Annotated in this window: 18 protein-coding genes; 10 read left to right on the top strand and 8 right to left on the bottom strand. The window is 68.7% G+C overall.

The window, feature by feature from the left end; translation table 11 throughout:
• Nucleotides 1-16 precede the first annotated feature (16 nt).
• Both ACQPYH_RS04850 and ACQPYH_RS04845 read left to right on the top strand, forming a co-directional pair.
• Nucleotides 17-1,672 (top strand): FAD-binding dehydrogenase, encoded by a 1,656-nt coding sequence (locus tag ACQPYH_RS04850; protein WP_432887164.1) that lies wholly within the window; start codon nt 17-19, stop codon nt 1,670-1,672.
• A complete protein-coding gene (locus tag ACQPYH_RS04845) occupies nt 1,669-2,766 on the top strand; it encodes a tannase/feruloyl esterase family alpha/beta hydrolase (protein ID WP_432887161.1) in 1,098 nt (365 codons plus the stop codon). The genes ACQPYH_RS04850 and ACQPYH_RS04845 overlap by 4 nt, the downstream gene beginning before the upstream one ends.
• Here ACQPYH_RS04845 and ACQPYH_RS04840 read toward each other — a convergent pair.
• Both ACQPYH_RS04840 and ACQPYH_RS04835 read right to left on the bottom strand, forming a co-directional pair.
• Complete coding sequence (locus tag ACQPYH_RS04840) at nt 2,750-3,673, bottom strand: serine protein kinase RIO (protein ID WP_432887158.1); 924 nt, start codon at nt 3,671-3,673, stop codon at nt 2,750-2,752. The genes ACQPYH_RS04845 and ACQPYH_RS04840 overlap by 17 nt on opposite strands.
• A 149-nt stretch (nt 3,674-3,822) precedes the next feature.
• Nucleotides 3,823-4,548 (bottom strand): NIPSNAP family protein, encoded by a 726-nt coding sequence (locus ACQPYH_RS04835; RefSeq protein WP_432887155.1) that lies wholly within the window; start codon nt 4,546-4,548, stop codon nt 3,823-3,825.
• Nucleotides 4,549-4,714: 166 nt separating this feature from the next.
• On the opposite strand from ACQPYH_RS04835, the gene ACQPYH_RS04830 reads away from it, so the two are divergent.
• The 3 genes from ACQPYH_RS04830 (at nt 4,715) to ACQPYH_RS04820 (ending at nt 7,234) form a co-directional block, all read left to right on the top strand.
• Nucleotides 4,715-5,506 carry a sigma-70 family RNA polymerase sigma factor gene (locus ACQPYH_RS04830; protein WP_432887152.1) on the top strand — a complete coding sequence of 264 codons (792 nt, stop codon included), beginning with the start codon at nt 4,715-4,717 and terminating at the stop codon, nt 5,504-5,506.
• A 32-nt stretch (nt 5,507-5,538) separates the two neighbouring features.
• Entirely contained in the window at nt 5,539-6,402 is an 864-nt protein-coding gene (locus tag ACQPYH_RS04825) for a hypothetical protein (RefSeq protein ID WP_432887150.1), read from the top strand.
• A 106-nt stretch (nt 6,403-6,508) separates the two neighbouring features.
• The gene (locus ACQPYH_RS04820; RefSeq protein ID WP_432887147.1) at nt 6,509-7,234 is read left to right on the top strand and encodes a TSUP family transporter; all 726 of its coding nucleotides are present in this window, start codon (nt 6,509-6,511) and stop codon (nt 7,232-7,234) included.
• Here ACQPYH_RS04820 and ACQPYH_RS04815 read toward each other — a convergent pair.
• Complete coding sequence (locus tag ACQPYH_RS04815) at nt 7,203-7,871, bottom strand: hypothetical protein (protein WP_432887144.1); 669 nt, start codon at nt 7,869-7,871, stop codon at nt 7,203-7,205. The genes ACQPYH_RS04820 and ACQPYH_RS04815 overlap by 32 nt on opposite strands.
• Nucleotides 7,872-8,032: 161 nt before the next feature.
• On the opposite strand from ACQPYH_RS04815, the gene ACQPYH_RS04810 reads away from it, so the two are divergent.
• The gene (locus tag ACQPYH_RS04810; RefSeq protein ID WP_432887141.1) at nt 8,033-10,123 is read left to right on the top strand and encodes a thiamine pyrophosphate-dependent enzyme; all 2,091 of its coding nucleotides are present in this window, start codon (nt 8,033-8,035) and stop codon (nt 10,121-10,123) included.
• Here the strand turns inward: ACQPYH_RS04810 and ACQPYH_RS04805 are convergent.
• Entirely contained in the window at nt 10,116-10,592 is a 477-nt protein-coding gene (locus ACQPYH_RS04805) for a DUF1992 domain-containing protein (RefSeq protein ID WP_432887139.1), read from the bottom strand. The two genes, ACQPYH_RS04810 and ACQPYH_RS04805, sit on opposite strands and share 8 nt — an antisense overlap.
• Nucleotides 10,593-10,677: 85 nt before the next feature.
• On the opposite strand from ACQPYH_RS04805, the gene ACQPYH_RS04800 reads away from it, so the two are divergent.
• The 4 genes from ACQPYH_RS04800 to ACQPYH_RS04785 all read left to right on the top strand — a co-directional run bounded on the left by ACQPYH_RS04800 (nt 10,678) and on the right by ACQPYH_RS04785 (nt 15,157).
• A complete protein-coding gene (locus ACQPYH_RS04800; protein WP_432887136.1) occupies nt 10,678-11,271 on the top strand; it encodes a hypothetical protein in 594 nt (197 codons plus the stop codon).
• A 12-nt stretch (nt 11,272-11,283) separates the two neighbouring features.
• A complete protein-coding gene (locus ACQPYH_RS04795; RefSeq protein WP_432887133.1) occupies nt 11,284-12,828 on the top strand; it encodes an aldehyde dehydrogenase family protein in 1,545 nt (514 codons plus the stop codon).
• 116 nt (nt 12,829-12,944) lie between these two features.
• A complete protein-coding gene (locus ACQPYH_RS04790) occupies nt 12,945-14,072 on the top strand; it encodes an NAD(P)/FAD-dependent oxidoreductase (RefSeq protein ID WP_432887130.1) in 1,128 nt (375 codons plus the stop codon).
• Nucleotides 14,072-15,157, top strand: coding sequence for an ornithine cyclodeaminase family protein (locus ACQPYH_RS04785; protein ID WP_432887127.1), 1,086 nt, complete (start codon nt 14,072-14,074; stop codon nt 15,155-15,157). Before ACQPYH_RS04790 ends, ACQPYH_RS04785 begins: the two co-directional genes overlap by 1 nt.
• Here ACQPYH_RS04785 and ACQPYH_RS04780 read toward each other — a convergent pair.
• From ACQPYH_RS04780 to ACQPYH_RS04765, 4 genes are read right to left on the bottom strand one after another with little or no spacing between them, the layout of a single operon-like run.
• Nucleotides 15,154-15,897: an SDR family NAD(P)-dependent oxidoreductase gene (locus ACQPYH_RS04780; protein ID WP_432887125.1), complete on the bottom strand. Its 744-nt coding sequence runs from the start codon at nt 15,895-15,897 to the stop codon at nt 15,154-15,156. The genes ACQPYH_RS04785 and ACQPYH_RS04780 overlap by 4 nt on opposite strands.
• Nucleotides 15,897-16,373, bottom strand: a complete 477-nt coding sequence (locus tag ACQPYH_RS04775; protein WP_363880260.1) for an SRPBCC family protein — start codon at nt 16,371-16,373, stop codon at nt 15,897-15,899. The genes ACQPYH_RS04780 and ACQPYH_RS04775 overlap by 1 nt, the downstream gene beginning before the upstream one ends.
• Nucleotides 16,370-16,717 (bottom strand): ArsR/SmtB family transcription factor, encoded by a 348-nt coding sequence (locus tag ACQPYH_RS04770; RefSeq protein ID WP_432887121.1) that lies wholly within the window; start codon nt 16,715-16,717, stop codon nt 16,370-16,372. The genes ACQPYH_RS04775 and ACQPYH_RS04770 overlap by 4 nt, the downstream gene beginning before the upstream one ends.
• A gap of 44 nt (nt 16,718-16,761) precedes the next feature.
• Complete coding sequence (locus tag ACQPYH_RS04765; RefSeq protein ID WP_432887118.1) at nt 16,762-17,409, bottom strand: hypothetical protein; 648 nt, start codon at nt 17,407-17,409, stop codon at nt 16,762-16,764.
• Between the last annotated feature and the right edge of the window lie 26 nt (nt 17,410-17,435).

The raw sequence follows: 17,435 nt of genomic DNA, 5'->3' as shown, positions 1-17,435 counted from the left end.
GCTATACATGGTCGACATGGACGCTGATGTGATCGTGGTCGGAGCGGGGTTGGCGGGGCTGGCCGCGACTGCGGAGCTGGCCGATGCGGGGCGGAAAGTGTTGCTGCTCGACCAGGAGCCGGAGGCGTCTCTGGGCGGGCAGGCGTTCTGGTCGTTCGGCGGGCTGATGTTCGTCAACTCGCCGGAGCAACGGCGGATGGGCATCAAGGACTCCCGTGACCTCGCCATGCAGGACTGGCTCGGCTCGGCCGGGTTCGACCGGCTCGATGACGAGGACAAGTGGGCGCGGCGGTGGGCCGAGGCGTACGTCGACTGGGCGGTCGGCGAGAAGCGTCCGTGGCTGCATGGACAGGGCGTGCGGTTCTTCCCGGTCGTCGGCTGGGCCGAGCGCGGCGGGTACAACGCGGACGGCCACGGGAACTCGGTGCCGCGCTTCCACATCACCTGGGGCACCGGTCCGGGGCTGGTCGCGCCGTTCGAGCGGCGCGTCCGGGAGGCAGTTGCGAAGGGACTGGTCGAGTTCCGGTTCCGCCATCGGGTCGACGAGCTGACCGTGACCGGCGGGGTCGTCGACGGGGTCGCGGGCAAGGTGCTCGAGCCCAGCGACGTACCGCGTGGGGTGTCGAGCTCGCGGGTCGAGGTCGGCGACTTCCAGCTGTCGGCGCAGGCCGTGATCGTCACGTCCGGCGGTATCGGCGGCAACCACGACCTGGTCCGGTCGTCGTGGCCGAAGCGGATGGGCGAGCCGCCGAAGCGGATGATCAGCGGAGTGCCGGCGCATGTCGACGGGCGGATGCTCGGCATCACCGAGAAGGCCGGCGGCCGGTACGTGAACCGCGACCGGATGTGGCACTACACCGAAGGCATCCAGAACTGGGACCCGATCTGGCCGATGCACGGCATCCGGATCCTGCCGGGGCCCTCGTCGCTCTGGTTCGATGCCACCGGCAAGCGACTGCCGGTGCCGCTGTTCCCCGGCTTCGACACCCTCGGCACGCTCGAGCACATCATGACGACCGGGTACGACTACACCTGGTTCGTGCTCACGCAGAAGATCATCGAGAAGGAGTTCGCCCTCTCCGGCCAGGAGCAGAACCCGGACCTGACCGGCAAGGACATCAAGGGTGTGCTCGGCCGGGCCCGTGGCGGGGCGACCGCGCCGGTACAGGCGTTCATGGACAACGGCGCCGACTTTGTTGTCCGCAGCAACCTTCCCGATCTGGTCCGCGGGATGAACGACCTCACCGGTGAGAACCTGATCAACCTCGACGACCTCGAGCGGCAGATCGTCGCGCGGGACCGCGAGCTGACCAACACCTTCACCAAGGACCTGCAGGTGACCGCGCTGCGCGGGGCCCGCAACTACCGCGGCGACAAGCTGATCCGGGTCGCGTCACCGCACCGGATCCTCGATCCGAAGGCCGGCCCGCTGATCGCCGTACGGCTGAACATCCTGACCCGCAAGTCCCTCGGCGGCCTGCAGACCGACCTGGATTCGCGGGTGCTGCGCGACGACGGCACGCCACTCCCCGGCGTCTATGCGGCCGGCGAGGTCGCGGGCTTCGGCGGCGGCGGGGTCCACGGCTACCGATCGCTCGAAGGCACGTTCGTCGGCGGTTGCCTCTTCACCGGCCGTACGGCGGGACGCGCCGCGGCCAAGGCGGTCTCGTGATCGTTCCGGGCGCGGAGTACGAGGAGCTCGCTCACCTCGACGACCTGACCACGACCGGCACCGTCGCGTCCGGCCACACCAACCCGGCCGACTACGTGGGTGTCACCCACGCTGATCTGCCGACTGTGCCGGCCGTGCCGGGGACCCAGATCGACGGGTACTTCCCCGACACCTCGCACACGAACACGAACCACGGCTGGAACCACGACGCGCAGTTCGTCATCCGGCTGCCGCGCGAGTGGAACGGCGGGCTCGTCGTGTCCGGTGCACCCGGCGTGCGAGCGCAGTACTCGAACGACCTGGCGATCTCGGACTATGTGCTCTCGCTCGGCTACGCGTACGCCTCGACCGACAAGGGCAACACCGGTATCGAGTTCTACAAGGACAGCAAGCAGCCGGGCGACGCGCTCGTCGAGTGGAACGACCGCGTGACCGAGCTGGCCCGCGCCGCCCGGGAGGCAGTCGAGAAGCACTACGGGCAGCCGGCCGACGAGGTGATCGCCGCCGGCGCGTCGAACGGCGGCTACCTGGTGCGGTGGCAACTCGAGAACCACCCCGAGCTTTATACCCGCGGCGTCGACCTGGAAGGCACGCTGTGGTCGGCCGACGGGCCGAACCCGTTCATGTCATTGCCTCAGGCAATCAAAGGGTACGAGCAGGGGTCGCCTGAGCTGATCGTCGCCGCCGGTTTCGACCCGGCGTCGGAGTTCCTATGGGAGTTCCACTACACGGTCTACTGGAAGCTCACCCAGCGCATCTACACCGCCGCGCTCGATCCGTCGTACGACGGCAGCGACGTGGACTACGACTACACCCAGCGGCCCGACGCCCGCGCGGCGCTCGAGCGCGTCACGCTGACCGGCAACCTCGGCCGTCCGCTGGCGACCATCCACGGCACGTACGACTGCCTGCTGCCGATCGGGCACCACTCCGACGCGTACGCCGACCTCGTCCGAAGCGCCGGCCGATCGGACCTGCACACGTACCGGCGGGTCGAGGCGGGCAACCATCTCGACGGTCTCGTCGACGCCCACCCCGACCGGTTGGTACCACTCGTTCCCCTGCTGCGCGAGGCGATCAGTACACCATCGTGAGCAGATCGGCGAACAGTTCCTGGTCGTCGATCTCCAGCCCGCGGCTGGTGAACCAGGTCGCCATGTTGTGGCAGTCGCGCATCAGGAAGTCCATGCCCTTGGGGTTACCGACGATGTCGACCACCTGCGGCAGGTCGATCATCACGATCCGGTCCCCCTGGGCGAGGACGTTGTACGGCGAGAGGTCACCGTGCGCGAGCCCGGCCCGGGCCAGTTCACGCATCCCGCCGCGGAGCTGCTCGAAGTACTGACCGAGCAGTTCCTTCGACGGCCGGACCTGGGCGAGCCGTGGCGCGGCCCCGCCCTCACCGTCGTCGATGAACTCCATCAGCAACTCGATGCCGTCGATCTGGACCGGGTACGGCACCGGGACGCCGGCTTTCCACAGCCGGTTGAGCGCGTCCCACTCGGCGTACGCCCAGTGGCCGGCCGCGACGCTGCGGCCGTGCGCGGTCTTCTTCTGCATGGCACGGCTGTCACGGCTGTTGCGGGTACGCCGGCCTTCGACGTACGACGTACTGCGATGGAAGGACCGGTGCTCCTCGCTGCGGTACCGCTTCGCGGCCAGCAACGAGGACTTGCCGGGGTTGTCGCCGATGGCTTCGACGGCCCGTTCGACCAGGAAGACGTCTGCTTCCTTACCGGTTTTGAGGACGCCGAGCTCGGTGTCGATCGCCGCCTGTTCCGTCACAACCCAATCGGGTCGTGGTTCCGGGCCGCGAGAACCGCGCTCGACGTCCAGCCAAGTGGACCACCGCTGATCCGGACCGAGCTCTTCGTCGACCGAGTGGAACTTGAAGACGAAAGCATCCGCGGGATCTGGTTGGGACTCGTCACTGGTGATCTCTGACCAGCGGGAGTCGAAGTCCGAAAGGTAGTTATCGGTGAGTTCGTACTCTGAAGACAACTGGGGTGCTCCTGAACCTAGAGATGGAACTGATGCGGACATGCCGCAGCACAGTGATGGCCATCCGTCAGCCCTCCTTAGGTCCAGGCAGCGTGCGCCGCCGCTCGGTCAGACCAGGATGCCCGGGGGTTCCGGGTCCCGCAACGTATTTAACGCAGGTGAGAACGTGCGGTCGGCCGCAGCCTCAGATCCTGCGCCGGCCCCGCGGTCCTGCAGACCAGTTCCGGCAGCACCCGCTCCTGCCACACCTGCGATCCTGCCAGCGCTCGCCGATGCTCGTCGTACGCCGCGTCGTCGGCGAACAGCGCGAACCAGGCGAGCACGACCTCGTCCCGCAACGGCAACGCCGGAAAGTTGTTCTCGGCAACCAAACTCTCGAACACGGCGACCGGTTCGGCCCCGGTGGCCGTGAGTACCGGCGCGACGTGATCGGTGAAGAACTCGGCGAACCCGTCGTCCTCCGAACCGCGGTGATAGACAGCCCCGGCGACAACCGAGGACGCGGGAGCAGTGCTGCCGATCGGCGGCCGGGGTGCGTCTCGCTCGGGGTACCGATCGTCGAGCAGGAGCGGCCGCAGCAACAGCGCGTTGTCCGAGTCGATCATGGTCGCGTTCGCGACCGCGGCGTGCTCGCGCCAGACCGGGCCGTAGTAGAAGGCCTTCAACGCGTCCGCCCGCGACGGCATGTCTGGGAATCCGCGGATCCAGACGAACCGGTCGGGGTCGTCCAGATCGCGGAACTGACCCGCGATATGCATCCCGGTCTCTTCCTGACCTTCGACGAAGTACGTGTCGAACGTCTCGATCAAGGTGTCACGCTGCCCGGGGTGCAGCGTGTACTGGCGCAGGTCCACGACGGCGCAGCACTCGTTCATAGCTGCAAGACAAGCATCGAAACCTGACAGTTACTGTCAGGCGACAGTCGTTTGAAACACCCGTAACAGGCTGGTACTTGAAAGCTCCGGCTGAGTTTGATCTGGTGGAGGTAGTGGTTCAGCCCCTGCCACTCGACCTGCACGACGACACGACGAGGTTTCTCCCGTGACGATCGCAGCTGCCGAAGACTCCAAGCAGACCATTGCCGACACGACCCACGAGCTCCTGCTCGAGGCGGACGCCGTCCCTGATCCGCGGCACCAGGCGTGCCTCGACGAGGTCATCCTGCTGAATGCCCCGGTCGCGAGGTCGATCGCCTCGCGCTACCGCAGCAAAGGCGTCGACGCCGACGACCTCGAACAGGTCGCGTACCTAGGCCTGGTGAAGGCTGCCAACGGGTACCGCGTGGACGCGTCGACAGCCTTCCTGTCGTACGCCGTACCCACGATCCGCGGCGAACTGAAGCGATACTTCCGCGACTGCGCCTGGACGATCCGGCCGCCGCGCCGGGTGCAGGAGATGCAGGGAAACATCGCCGCGGCGGAGCCGGAGCTGATCCAGCGCCTCGGTCACGTGCCGAGCGACGAAGAGACCGCGGCGGCGCTCGGCACGGATCCGGCCGAGGTCGCCGAGGCCGCGTCGGTCCGCGGCTGCTTCAGCACGCTCTCCCTCGATGCGCCGGGTGCGCCGGAGGGCGGGACGAGCCTGATCGAGACGGTCGCCAATGCCGAGGACGGCTACGACCTGGTCGAGGACGTCCACACCCTCACGCCGGCTGTCGCCGGCCTGGGCGATCGGGACAAGCGCATCCTCCAGCTGCGGTTCTGCAACGGATTCACGCAGGAGGAGATCGGCCACGAGCTCGGGGTCAGCCAGATGCAGGTGTCCCGCCTGCTCCGCGGGATCCTGGAGAAGCTCCGCGGCGAGCTCGCCACCGGCGTACCGGCGAACGGGTAGTAAGTCGAGGTAGGTGCGGTAGCGTCGCTTCCGTGGACTTCGAGGAGGCGGCGGATGCGCTGTATGCGGCGCCGGCAGCCGACTTCATTGCTACTCGCAACGAGCTCGCCAAGCAGCTGAAGGCTGACGGCGACCCGGTCGCGTCGACGCGGCTGAAGGCGATGCGCAAGCCGACCGTGGCGGCCTGGGTGACGAACCTGGTCGCCCGCAAGGCGCCGGACGAGCTGGACGACCTGCTCGCGCTCGGCGACGAGTTCCGCGAGGCGACCGCCGATCTCGACGGCGACCGGCTGCGGGAGCTGACGCCGAAGCGCCACGAGCTGCTGGACAAGCTGGCCAAGGAGGCTGCCCGGCTGGCGGGCGAGGGCGGCCAGAAGATCAGCGCGGACGTCGGCCAGAAGCTGCGCGAGACGCTCGACGCCGCCCTGGTCGACCCGGCCGCGGGCGACGCTGTCCGCGAGGGCCGGCTGAGCAGCGCACTCCGGCACGTCGGCTTCGGCGTCGTCGACGAGAACGGCGAACCTTCCAACGTCACCCCGCTGACGGACGAACGCCGCCAGGCCGCCCGCGACCGCCGCAAGACCCAGCAGGCCGAAACGGACGCCGCCCAGGAGGCCGCCGACGAGGAGGCCGCGACCGCTCGCGAGGAGAAGGAACGCGAGGAGGCTGAGCGGGCCAAGGCCAGGCAGGCCTTCGAGGAGGCGGTCGCCGCGGCGCAGGAGGCCGAGGCGAAGGTCGAGGACCTCGACACCCAGCTCGACAACGCCCGCGAGGCGCTCTCCGAGGCACAGTCCCTCGTCCACCGCCTGGGCGCCGACCTCGACGAGGCCCGCCGCACCGCCCGCGAAGCCCAGAAGGAAAGCCGCGAGGCCCGCAAACGGTACAACCGTCTCTGACCTGGGTACCGGCCGGGCCGACGCGGAGAGGAGCCGGCAATGGCACGGGCCATGCAGCGCGTACATCAACTTCGGCCTGAAGGCGGCCTGACGTAGGTTTGTCGGCGTGGGGGTGCTTCTGCTGGGTGGCGTTGTCCTGTTGGGGGCATCGGTTCAGTGGATGACCGGGATGGGCTTCGCCCTTGTCGCGGTGCCGGCACTGGTGCTGCTGCTCGGGCCGCATGACGGGGTGGTTCTGGCCAACTGCGGGGCAGGGGTGATCTGCCTGGCCGGGTTGTCGGAGGGATGGCGACAGGTCCGGTTGCGTGCGATGGTCCCGCTCATCGTCGCCGCCGCCTGCACGGTCCCGTTGGGCGGCTGGTTCGCCCGACGCCTACCCGAGCCCGTGCTGCTCGTCACCATGGGCGCTTTGGTGACGGCCGCCGTACTCCTGCTCCTCCGTGGCCTCCGGCTGCGCTCCCTGGGCGGCGTCACCGGAGCAGTCGGCGCCGGCGCTGTCGGCGGATTCATGAACGCATCCGCGGGTCTCGGCGGCCCGCCGGTCTCGCTGTACGCCGTCAACGCGGGATGGACGATCCGCGAGTTCGTCCCAAACGCCTTGTTCTACGGCGCCATCGTGAACGTGTTCTCGGTGGCCGCGAGCGGACTGCCAGGACTGAGCCCGCGTCGTTGGGGTGCAGTGGCCATCGGCCTGGTCGCCGGCGCGTTGGTCGGGCGGACGCTGGCCGGACGGGTGTCCGAGCCACGGGCCCGGCTGCTCGTGTTGATGCTCGCTCTGGTGGGTGGAGCGACCACGCTGCTCAAAGGGGTGTGGGGCCTTCTCCCGGCGTAGAGAGAAGGTAGCGACTGGGGTTTGCCGGGGCGCCGGCGTCGAGCCAACGGTGGAAGCCATCCGGGTTGCGGCGTTCGAACTCGTCGAGGCAGATGCGTCGTACTTCGGCGACGGCCTGCCGGTCGCGAAGGCCGGCTCCTCGGGAGAGCTGCGTCGCGGTGTCGGACCAGACGCCGCAGAGCTCCTCGATGCTGAGCGGGCACTGAAGCGACTCGATCAGCCGCTCGTCGTCCGCGAACTGAGCCTCGGTGAGGCGCTCCAGCCTGCGTTGCTTCCGGGACCGGCGCCGACGCGGCTCCCGGTCGGGCACGACGAGGTCGATCACGATGAAGAAGGCGGCGAGCATCAGCGCCGCCGCAATCCCGAGCGCACCCCAGGCGAGCAGCCGCACCAGCCCGGGCAAGCACAGCACCGCGGCCGCGCACGCAGCCGCGATAACAGCCGACGAGCCGTACGGCGCTTCGTCGGCCACATGCCGAACCACCGCAGCAAGCGGCCAGACCAGCAGGAACACCACGGTCAGCAGGATCGATGCGGCCAGCGGACCCAGCAGCAGCACACCGCAGAGCGCCCCGGCTGTCCCGATTCCGAGACCCGCCGCGACCCCCATCCGCTCTACCAGTGCAGACCGATGCATCACCGCAACTCACTCACCGTCACCACAGCCCAGATCCCCCTCCCCCGACGAACGAACGAGCCATCGGCACCGTTCCCCGCCCAGCGTGGCCCCAACCAGGTCAGGTGTTCAACCTGTGGGCCGAGCTGTGGCACGGACCGTCATCACGGATCATGTATCAGATGAGGACCTTCGCCGAACGCGTCCGCGGCCTCGCCCCGGCCCCGTGGGAGCACGACGCAGAGCTGCTCCGCAGTCTGTACGACGCCCAGCTCGGCAGCCGGCACGCGGACCTCGCCGCCCGCTGGATGCAGTCCCAGGGCACCGGCTTCTACACGATCGGCTCGGCCGGTCACGAGGGCAACGCGGCCGTCGCCGCCGCCCTGGAGCCGACCGATCCGGCGCTGCTGCACTACCGCTCGGGCGCCTTCTACCTGACTCGCGCGGCCCAGTGCGGCTCGAAGGAGGGACTGCGCGACATCCTGCTCGGCGTCGCCGCCGCGACCACCGAGCCGATCGCGGGCGGTCGGCACAAGGTGTTCGGCCGGCACGAGCTGTCGATCATCCCGCAGACCTCGACGATCGCGTCCCACCTGCCGCGCGCAATGGGCGTCGCGTTCTCGCTGAACCGGTCGGCGAAGCTCGGCGTACCGTCGCCTTGGCCGGCCGACTCGATCGTGGTGACCAGCTTCGGCGACGCGTCCGCCAACCACTCGACCGCGACCGGTGCGATCAACGCTGCGCTGCACGCGTCGTACCAGGGTCTGCCGATGCCGTTGCTGCTCGTCTGCGAGGACAACGGGATCGGCATCAGCGTGCGCACTCCGGACGGCTGGATCCGGCAGGCGTACGGCTCCCGCCCCGGCCTGCGGTACTTCGACGCGGACGGCACCGACCTGGACGCGGCTTTGTCGATGGCGACCGAGGCGGCGACCTTCGTACGACGCAACCGGCGCCCGGCCTTCCTCCGCCTGCGCACGGTCCGCCTGCTCGGCCACGCGGGCTCCGATGTCGAGACGGCGTACCGCTCGCCCGCCGAGCTGGCCGCGGACGAGGAACGCGACCCACTCCTCGGTACGGCGCGCTACCTGCTCGGCGCCGGCTACACCGCCGACGAGATCATCGAGTTGTACGAGGACAAGCACGCCGAGGCGCTCCGGATCGCGGCCGAGGTCGCCGGCCTCCCGCAGCTGTCGTCCGCCGAGACCGTCGCGGCCCCGCTCCGCTTCCCATCACCGGACGCTGTCGCCGCGGCCTTGCCTCAACCGACGCGCTCGACCGAGCTGTTGACGCTGAGCCAGTCGATCAATCGCGCCCTGAGCGACGTGCTCGCGTCGTACCCGGAGGCGATGGTCTTCGGCGAGGACGTCGGCCGGAAGGGCGGTGTCTACGGCGTCACCCGCGGGTTGCAGAAGGCGTTCGGACCGCCTCGGGTGTTCGACACTCTGCTCGACGAGCAATCGATCCTCGGGCTGGCGCTTGGCGCGGGCGTGTCCGGACTGCTGCCGATCCCCGAGATCCAGTACCTCGCCTACCTGCACAACGCCGAGGACCAGCTCCGTGGCGAGGCGGCGTCGCTGAAGTTCTTCTCGCAGGAGCAGTACGCGAACCCGATGGTGCTGCGGATCGCCGGGTACGGGTACCAGAAGGGCTTCGGCGGCCACTTCCACAACGACGACGCGATCGGCGTACTGCGGGACATCCCAGGCATCGTCATCGCGTCGCCGTCGAGGCCCGACGACGCGGCCGCGATGCTGCACGCCTGTACGGCGGCGGCGCGGTCGTCCGGCACCGTCAGCGTGTTCCTCGAGCCGATCGCGCTCTACCACCGGCGGGATCTGTACGAGGACGGCGACGACCGGTGGTTGTCGGCGTACCCGGAGGAACCCGTGGAGATCGGGCGCGGCCGGACGTACGGCGACGGGACCGAGCTGACCATCGTCACGTTCGGGAACGGCGTGCCGATGAGCCTGCGGGTTGCTTCCCGGGTGCCGGGTGTCCGCGTCCTCGACCTGCGCTGGCTCGCGCCGCTGCCGGTCGAAGATCTGTTGCTGCAGGCAAACATCACCGGGCGGGTGCTGGTCGCGGACGAGACCCGGCGGTCCGGCGGCGTGTCCGAGGGCATCCTGGCCACGCTGATCGACCACGGCTACACCGGGCGGCTGGCCCGGGTCACCAGCTACGACTCGTACGTCCCGCTCGGCGCGGCGGCGCACGACGTACTGCTCAGTGAGCAGACGATCGAGACCGCCGCCCGCTCGATGCTCAGCTGAACAGCCGCTGCCAGACCGATTTCTTCTTGGCCGGCCGGTGCTCCTCGACCTTGGACCGGGGCTCGGTCGCGGGGCGATCCATCCGCCACTGGGCGATGATCGCGTCCTCGTTCACCGGGCCGGTCGGGACGACCGGTCCGGTGGTGTCGCGGATGCTGAGCCGGATCCGCTTGTTCAGATCGGCCAGGTACTCGCGGACCTCGGACTCGCGCCGCATCCCGCGGATCTTCTCGTGCACCTGCTGCTTCTCCTTGCGGAGCAGCATCGCCGGCGGCAGCAGCGCCTCGGTCTCGATGTCCTCGCGGTTGAGGAACTCCTTGACCCACCAGTCCGGATCGTGGTGCTCACTCAGCTTCAGTGGTTTGCCGGCACCGGGCAGGTTCTCGAACTCGCCCTGGTTCTGAGCCAGCTTGATCTGCGACTCGACCCACTCCTGGTTACTCATACCCGGCGGTCTGCGCTTGGTCATGGCCACACCTCGCTGTCATCATCGACAGTTGCTTTCCGGTACAGATTACTAGCTTGTGAATGCAATCACAAGGCATACTCGGAATGTGCAGCTGACCGACGAAGAGATCGCGGCGATGACACCGGCCGAGCGGCGGGACCTGATCCTGCGGCTGGCGCCCCATCCGGGCGGAATGCCGTCCCGGCGAACCATGGACCGGCTGCGCAAGTGGCGGACCGTGCTGATGCTTGTCTGCGCTGCCGCCCTGATCCCGTGGACTGTCTATCTGGCGATCACGCTGCCGAGCCACTACGTCGCGCGGAACTGGGTCGCCACGTGGGTCGGCTTCGACATCCTGCTCCTCGCGATGATGGTGCTGACCGCACTTGCCGGTTGGAAGCGCAAGCAGTTCGTGTTCCCGACGGCGTTCGCGACCGGCGTGCTGCTGATCTGCGACGCCTGGTTCGACGTGATGACCAGCCACCGCGGCGGCGACCTCACCCAGGCGCTGCTCAGCGCTCTGCTGGTCGAGCTCCCGCTGGCCTTCGTCCTGATCGCCGGCCCGCTCCGCCTGCTCAGGTACGTCGCAATCCGGCACGGCATGATCCACCCGGACTCGCACCTGTGGCGGATGCCGATCCCGATCCCAGATCTCTACCCGGACAACAGGGTGCCGCTTAGGGTGGATCCTCACGACTGAGGAGGATGCCGCATGGCTGTTGAGGTCCTGTCCGTTGTCGGTGGCGAGCGGGTGGCGGACGCGGTACGACGTACTCCGTCGACCAATCCCGCCCGGTTGAGCGAGGTCGTCGGGACGGTCGGTAGCGCCGGGCCGGAGGTGTTCGTCCGGGCCACCTCGGTCGCGCATTCCGCACAGGCCGCCTGGGCCGCGACACCGGCGCCGCAGCGCGGGCAGGTGATCTCGAACGTCGGCCGGCTGATGACTCTGAACAAGGAGAGGCTCGCCGCGCTCGTCACGGCCGAGATCGGCAAGCCTCTCGCCGAGGCGCTGGGCGAGGTGCAGGAAATCATCGACACCTGCGACTTCTTCCTCGGCGAGGGCCGGCGGCTGTACGGGCAGACAGTGCCGTCGGAGATGCCGGACAAGCAGCTGTTCACGTTCCGCCGTCCGGTCGGGACGGTCGCGGTGATCACGGCCGGCAACTTCCCGGTCGCGGTCCCGTCCTGGTACATCGTGCCGGCGTTGCTCTGCGGCAACACAGTCGTCTGGAAGCCGGCGGAGTACTCCGCGGTCGTGTCGGACGCGTTCTACGAGATCTTCGCGCATTCCGGCGTACCGGCCGGAGTCTTCAACGTCGTGTACGCCGACGGGTCGGACACATTCACGGGTCTCGAGCAGGCGTTGCAGGCCGGGCTGATCAACAAGGTCGGTTTCACCGGGTCGAGCGTCGTCGGCGAGCGGATCGGTGAGCTGTGCGGGCGGCATCTGCAGACGCCGTGCCTCGAGCTCGGCGGCAAGAACCCGATGGTGATCACCGAGGACGCGAACCTCGACCTGGCCGTGGAGGGCGCGCTGTTCTCCGGCTTCGGTACGGCGGGACAGCGGTGCACGTCCCTCGGCACGGTGATCGTGCATCGGTCGGTCCATGAGGAGTTCCTCGACCGGTTCGCTTCCGCTGTCGGCGAGGCGGCGATGGGCGATCCGGCGCAGGACGTGTTGTTCGGGCCGTTGCTGGACGAGAAGTTCGCGGCCGGGTTCGAGAAGTCGCTGGGATGGATCGAGCCGCATCACCGGGTGCTCGGGCGGACCGGGCGGGTCACCGCGGACAATCCGCGGACCGGGTTCGTCGGCGATCCGTCGGACGGGCTGTTCTATCACCCGGTCGTCGTCGCGGGGGTCCAGCCGGACGACGAGCTGTTCCTGAACGAGACGTTCGGCCCGATCGTCGGGGTCACGCCGTACTCCGAGCTGGACGAAGCGATTGCTCTGGGCAACAAGTCGGGGTACGGCTTGTCGAGCTCGATCTACACGACCGACCCGAACAAGGCGTTCCGGTTCGCGCAGGGGATCTCGGCCGGGATGGTGAGCGTGAACAACTCGACCTCCGGGGCGGAAGCGCATCTGCCCTTCGGCGGGAACGGGAAGTCGGGCAACGGGTCGCGGCAGAGCGGGATCTGGGTGCTGGACCAGTTCACCCGCTGGCAGTCGATGAACTGGGACTACTCCGGCAAACTCCAGAAAGCCCAGATGGACACGGAGACGGTAGAGGCCGACTTGTCCTTCCAACTCCCGTGAGCGCCGCGTCGGAGCCTGACACAGGAAACCGGGGGTCGACACAAGCAATAACCTCTGTCGACCCCCGGCAGCCTGTTCAAGCCCCGGACCGGACCGGTCTCCCCGAGTCCGCCGACGTGGTGATCGTCGGCGGCGGGGTGATGGGGACGAGTATCGCGTTCCATCTGGCCGAGGCCGGGGTCGAACGCGTTCTGCTGCTGGAGAAGGATCAGCTCGGCTCGGGGTCGACGTGTAAGGCGGCGGGTGGCGTACGGGCAAATTTCTCCGACTCGGTGAACATCGCGCTCGGTGCTCGCAGTCTGGAGGCATTCGCGCGGTTCGGGGAACGGCCGGGGCAGGAGATCGACCTGCATCGGGTCGGGTATCTGTTCCTGCTGGAGACCGGCGAGCAGGTCGAGCAGTTCCGCGAGAGCACGCAGCTGCAGAACACGCTCGGCCAACCGACGCGGATGATCTCGGTCGACGAAGCGGTCGCGCTTGCGCCGATCGTCGCGCCCGACGGGTTGGTCGGCGCGTGTTTCTCACCGACGGGCGGGCACTGTACGCCGGAGTCCGTCGTACTCGGGTATGCGACCGCCGCCCGCCGACTCGGCGCGACGTTGCTGACCGGCTGCGAGGTTGTCGGGATCGATGCTGTCGGCAACCATTTGACTGCGGTGCGGACCAGTCTGGGTACTGTCCGTACGGGCACGGTGATCTGTGCGGCCGGTGCGTGGTCCGAGGGTCTTGCCGCGTCGGTCGGGGTCGAGTTGCCGGTCACTCCTCTGCGGCGGCAGATCGTGGTGACCGAGGCGATCCCCGATCTCCCGGCCGGCTTGCCGATGACGATCGACTTCGGCAGCACGTTCTACTTCCATCGCGAGGGTCCTGGCCTGCTGGTCGGCCTGTCCGATCCCGACGAGGAGCCTGGATTCTCGGTGAACCGGACCGACACCTGGATCCCGCGCCTGACCGAAGTGATGGCCCGGCGTGCACCGTCGCTCCTGGACGTCGGCCTCACCGGCGGCTGGGCCGGCCTGTACGAGATCACCCCCGACCACAATGCCCTGATCGGCGAGGCCGACCACGTCTCCCGTTTCCTCTACGCCACCGGCTTCTCCGGCCACGGCTTCCTCCAAGGCCCCGCGGTCGGCGAGGTCATCCGAGACCTGTACCTCGGCCGCAAGCCTTTCGTCGACATCAGCCCTCTAGACGCGCGCCGCTTCGCCCACTCCGCAAACCGCGCCGAAAGAAACATCGTCTGATGACACTCCTCCTCACCCGCTCCGACATCCTCGCGGCACTCAATATCCCAGCCGCCCTGGATGCCCTGCGCGCCGGCTTCGTCCACTCCGCCGCCATAGAACCCCTGAGAATCCGCACGGACCTCCCCGGCCCAGGCACAGCGACCACTTTGCTTCCGGGCCTCATCCCCGGCATCCCCGCCTACACCGTGAAGGTCAACGCGAAGTTCCCCGCTGCCTCCCCTGCCCTCCGCGGCATCGTCTGCCTGCACGACCTCACCGACGGCACCCTCCTGGCCGTCATGGACTCCACCACCATCACGAGCTGGCGAACCGGCCTGGCCGCCGCGCTCGCAACCGACCTCCTCGCCCGCCCCGAAGCGAGCCCGGACGCCGCAGAAGCCGGCACGGCCGGGGCCGGAGTCGAAGCCGGGGCCGGGATCGGGGCCGGGGCCGGGATCGGGGCCGGGGCCGGGGTCGGGGCCGGGGTCGGAGCCGGGGCCGGGTTCGGAGCCGGGGTCGGCGCGGCGAGGGCCGGGGTGGTCGGGGTGATCGGGGCGGGGGTGCAGGCCGCAATGGTGGTTGCCGGGCTGGCTGCGCTGCGTGGTGTCGGCCGGCTCGTCGTCCACGACGTCGATCCTGAGCGGGCGATCCGATTCCTCGCTCAGCAAGGGATTCCGGGCAGCGTGGCGAACTCGCCGCAGGAGGTCGCTGCGCAGACGGACGTTGTTGTGTTGGCTACTTGGTCACGGGAAGCCTTGCTGACGTTGGCGGATGCGCGGCCCGGGCTGCACCTCACCACATTGGGAGCCGACGAACCGGGCAAGGTGGAGTTGTCGGCTGACTTGCTGGATGCGGCGCGGGTGGTTGTTGATGATCGGCGGCTCGCGGTGGAGATGGGTGCACTGGGCAACGTTGGGCTGTCCAACGATGAAGTGAGCGCGACGTTGACCGAAGTGCTGACGGGTGTCGCACCCGGGCGGCGTACGGATGACGAGGTCACCGTGTATGCGCCGGTCGGGCTGCCCTGGCAGGATCTTGCGATCGCGTGGCCCGTCTTCCAGGCAGCGCGTGGGCGCGGGCAGGTCATCGACTTTCTGAGTTAGTTGACTACCGCGCCGGCCGTGAGATTGAGGGCGGTGCCGGTGATGGAGCGGGCCAGGTCTGAGGCGGCGAACGCGGCGAGGGTGCCGACGTCGGAGAGGGTCGCGGCGCGTTTGAGCATCGTGCTGTCGGCGGTGTGTTTTGCGATCGCTTGAGCCGCCTTCTCGGGGAAGTCGGCGGGGACGGCCTCCGGGATCCCGTTGGTCTGCAGCGTGACAACGCGAATCCCGTGCTGCCCGAGCTCCAGCGCCAGACCGCGGCGTAGCGCCTCGACCGCGCCGAAGCCCACCTGGAATCCGCCGAGATTCGCGGCCGGATCGCCGTACCCGCCGAAGGTCAGGATCACGCCCGAGCCCTGCGGGATCATCCGTCGCGCGGCCGCGCGCGAGGTCAGGTAGAACGTGCGGACCATCGTCGTGATCGGCTGCTCGAAGTCCGCGAGCGGCATGTCGACCAGCGGAGTACCGAAGAACTGCTGGTGGCCGATCAGGTTGAACGAGATGTCAATGCGGGCGAGCGAACCAGCGTGTTCGTCCACGGACTTCTCGTCGAGCGCGTCGACCACCGCGACGTCTGCGGTCCCGCCCGCGGTGCGGATCTCGTCAGCGATCCGTTCCAGCCGTTCCGCCGTACGTCCGGCCAGATGCACGGTCGCGCCCTCGGACGCGAAAGCGCGAGCGACCGCGCTGCCGATCGGTCCGGCCGCGCCGTACACGATCGCGTGTTTGTCGGTGAGCATCATCAGTGGGCCTCCTCGGCCAGTTCGGTGACGAGGTCGTCGAGCTTCTGCATCGACGCGCGGATCCCGCGCTCCATCCCGCCGGCGACGTACAGGTCGCGATCCTCGACCGCGAAGAACACCGTGTTCTGGGTCAGCGTGGTGACCCCGTCGGCCTCGTCGAAGGTGATCAGGTTCAGGTAGACGGTGCCGGGCGCCTGGTCGAACTCGTATGTCTGCACGATCCGCTCCGGCGTCGGCTCTCCGTGGTACAGCCCGTGGAACACATACCCCTTGCCGTCCCCGTCGTAGTGCGTCCACCGCCAGCGGCCGCCGTGCCGCGGATCGAGCTGGTTCACGACCAGTTCGAGGTCGGCCGGCCCGAGCCAGCGCTTCACCAGCTCGGGCTCGGTGTACGCGCGGAACAGCAGCTCCCGCGGTGCGTTGAACTCCCGCACGATGACGACCTGCGGTACGCCGGGCTCCGCCACGATCTTCACGGCTGCTCCTTCAGGTCGTCGAGCAGATCGTCGAGGCGGTTGAAGCTCTCCGCCCAGTACGCGCGGTAGTCCATCAACCAGCCGACCGCCTCGCGGAGCGGCTCGGCCTCGAGGTGACTCAGCCGCGCGGTCGCCCGCTGCGAGCGGCTGATCAGTCCGGCCTGCTCGAGCACCTTCAGGTGCTTGGAGATGGCCGGTTGCGACATGCTGAACGGCGCCGCAAGCTCCGCGACGGTCGCGTCACCGTCCTTGAGCCGGGTCAGGATCGCCCGGCGGGTCGGGTCGGCGAGCGCGGCGAAGACGCCGGTCAGCACGACTTCAGAACCAGATGGTTTCAGAACCATATGGTTAAGAATGCGTCCGGGGTACGCCGGTCGTCAAGGCCCGATCAGGGATGCTGCGGCGTTTCCCACCGGTCCGGGTCGCACAGGGACGGGTCCCAGCCGTGGTCGATGCAGTACTGCCGGAGGATCTCCTCGCGGGTCGACGGCCGGCTGGTCGGGCGCGTCGGCGTCGGGGTCTTCGTGCTGGTCTTCGTGCGCGTCGGATCGGGAGTCGGCGTCCGCTCGGTGGTCTTGGTGCTGCTCGGACGCCGGGTTGGCTGTTGGGTCGGCCGCTGCGTCGGCGCGTGGGTCGGCACGGGCGTCGTCGTCGGGACGCGCGGCGGCGTGACCGACGGTCGCGGTACGGCGGGTGGCGTCGTACTCGATGAGGCGGTCGGTGACGGGGACTGATTGCCGAGGACCTTCACCGCTGCGTCGTCCGAATCGCCGCCGAACAGGCCGATTGCGGTCACGGCCCAGAGGTTGACCGCGAGGAACAGGACAAGGGCGCCGCCACCGGCGTACACGACCCGGCGCGACGTACCGCCGTACTGACCGATCGGACCGCGGACCGGGTTGCCCTTGCCGTCGACCCAGAAGCGCCAGCCCTCCGGCGCGGGCGGCCAGGACGGATCCGGGCGCCACGTCTTCGGTGGGACCCAGCTGCGACGGGGTGGGGACGGCCAGTTCGGCGGTACCACGAACCGCTTCACTCGAAAAATCCTCCAGCTCTTCGTGC

The sequence above is a fragment of the Kribbella sp. CA-245084 genome, assembly GCF_050942355.1.
Lineage (GTDB): Bacteria > Actinomycetota > Actinomycetes > Propionibacteriales > Kribbellaceae > Kribbella.
The sequence above is the reverse complement of the archived record's forward strand: the minus strand, read 5'-3'. Positions and strand labels throughout refer to the sequence as shown.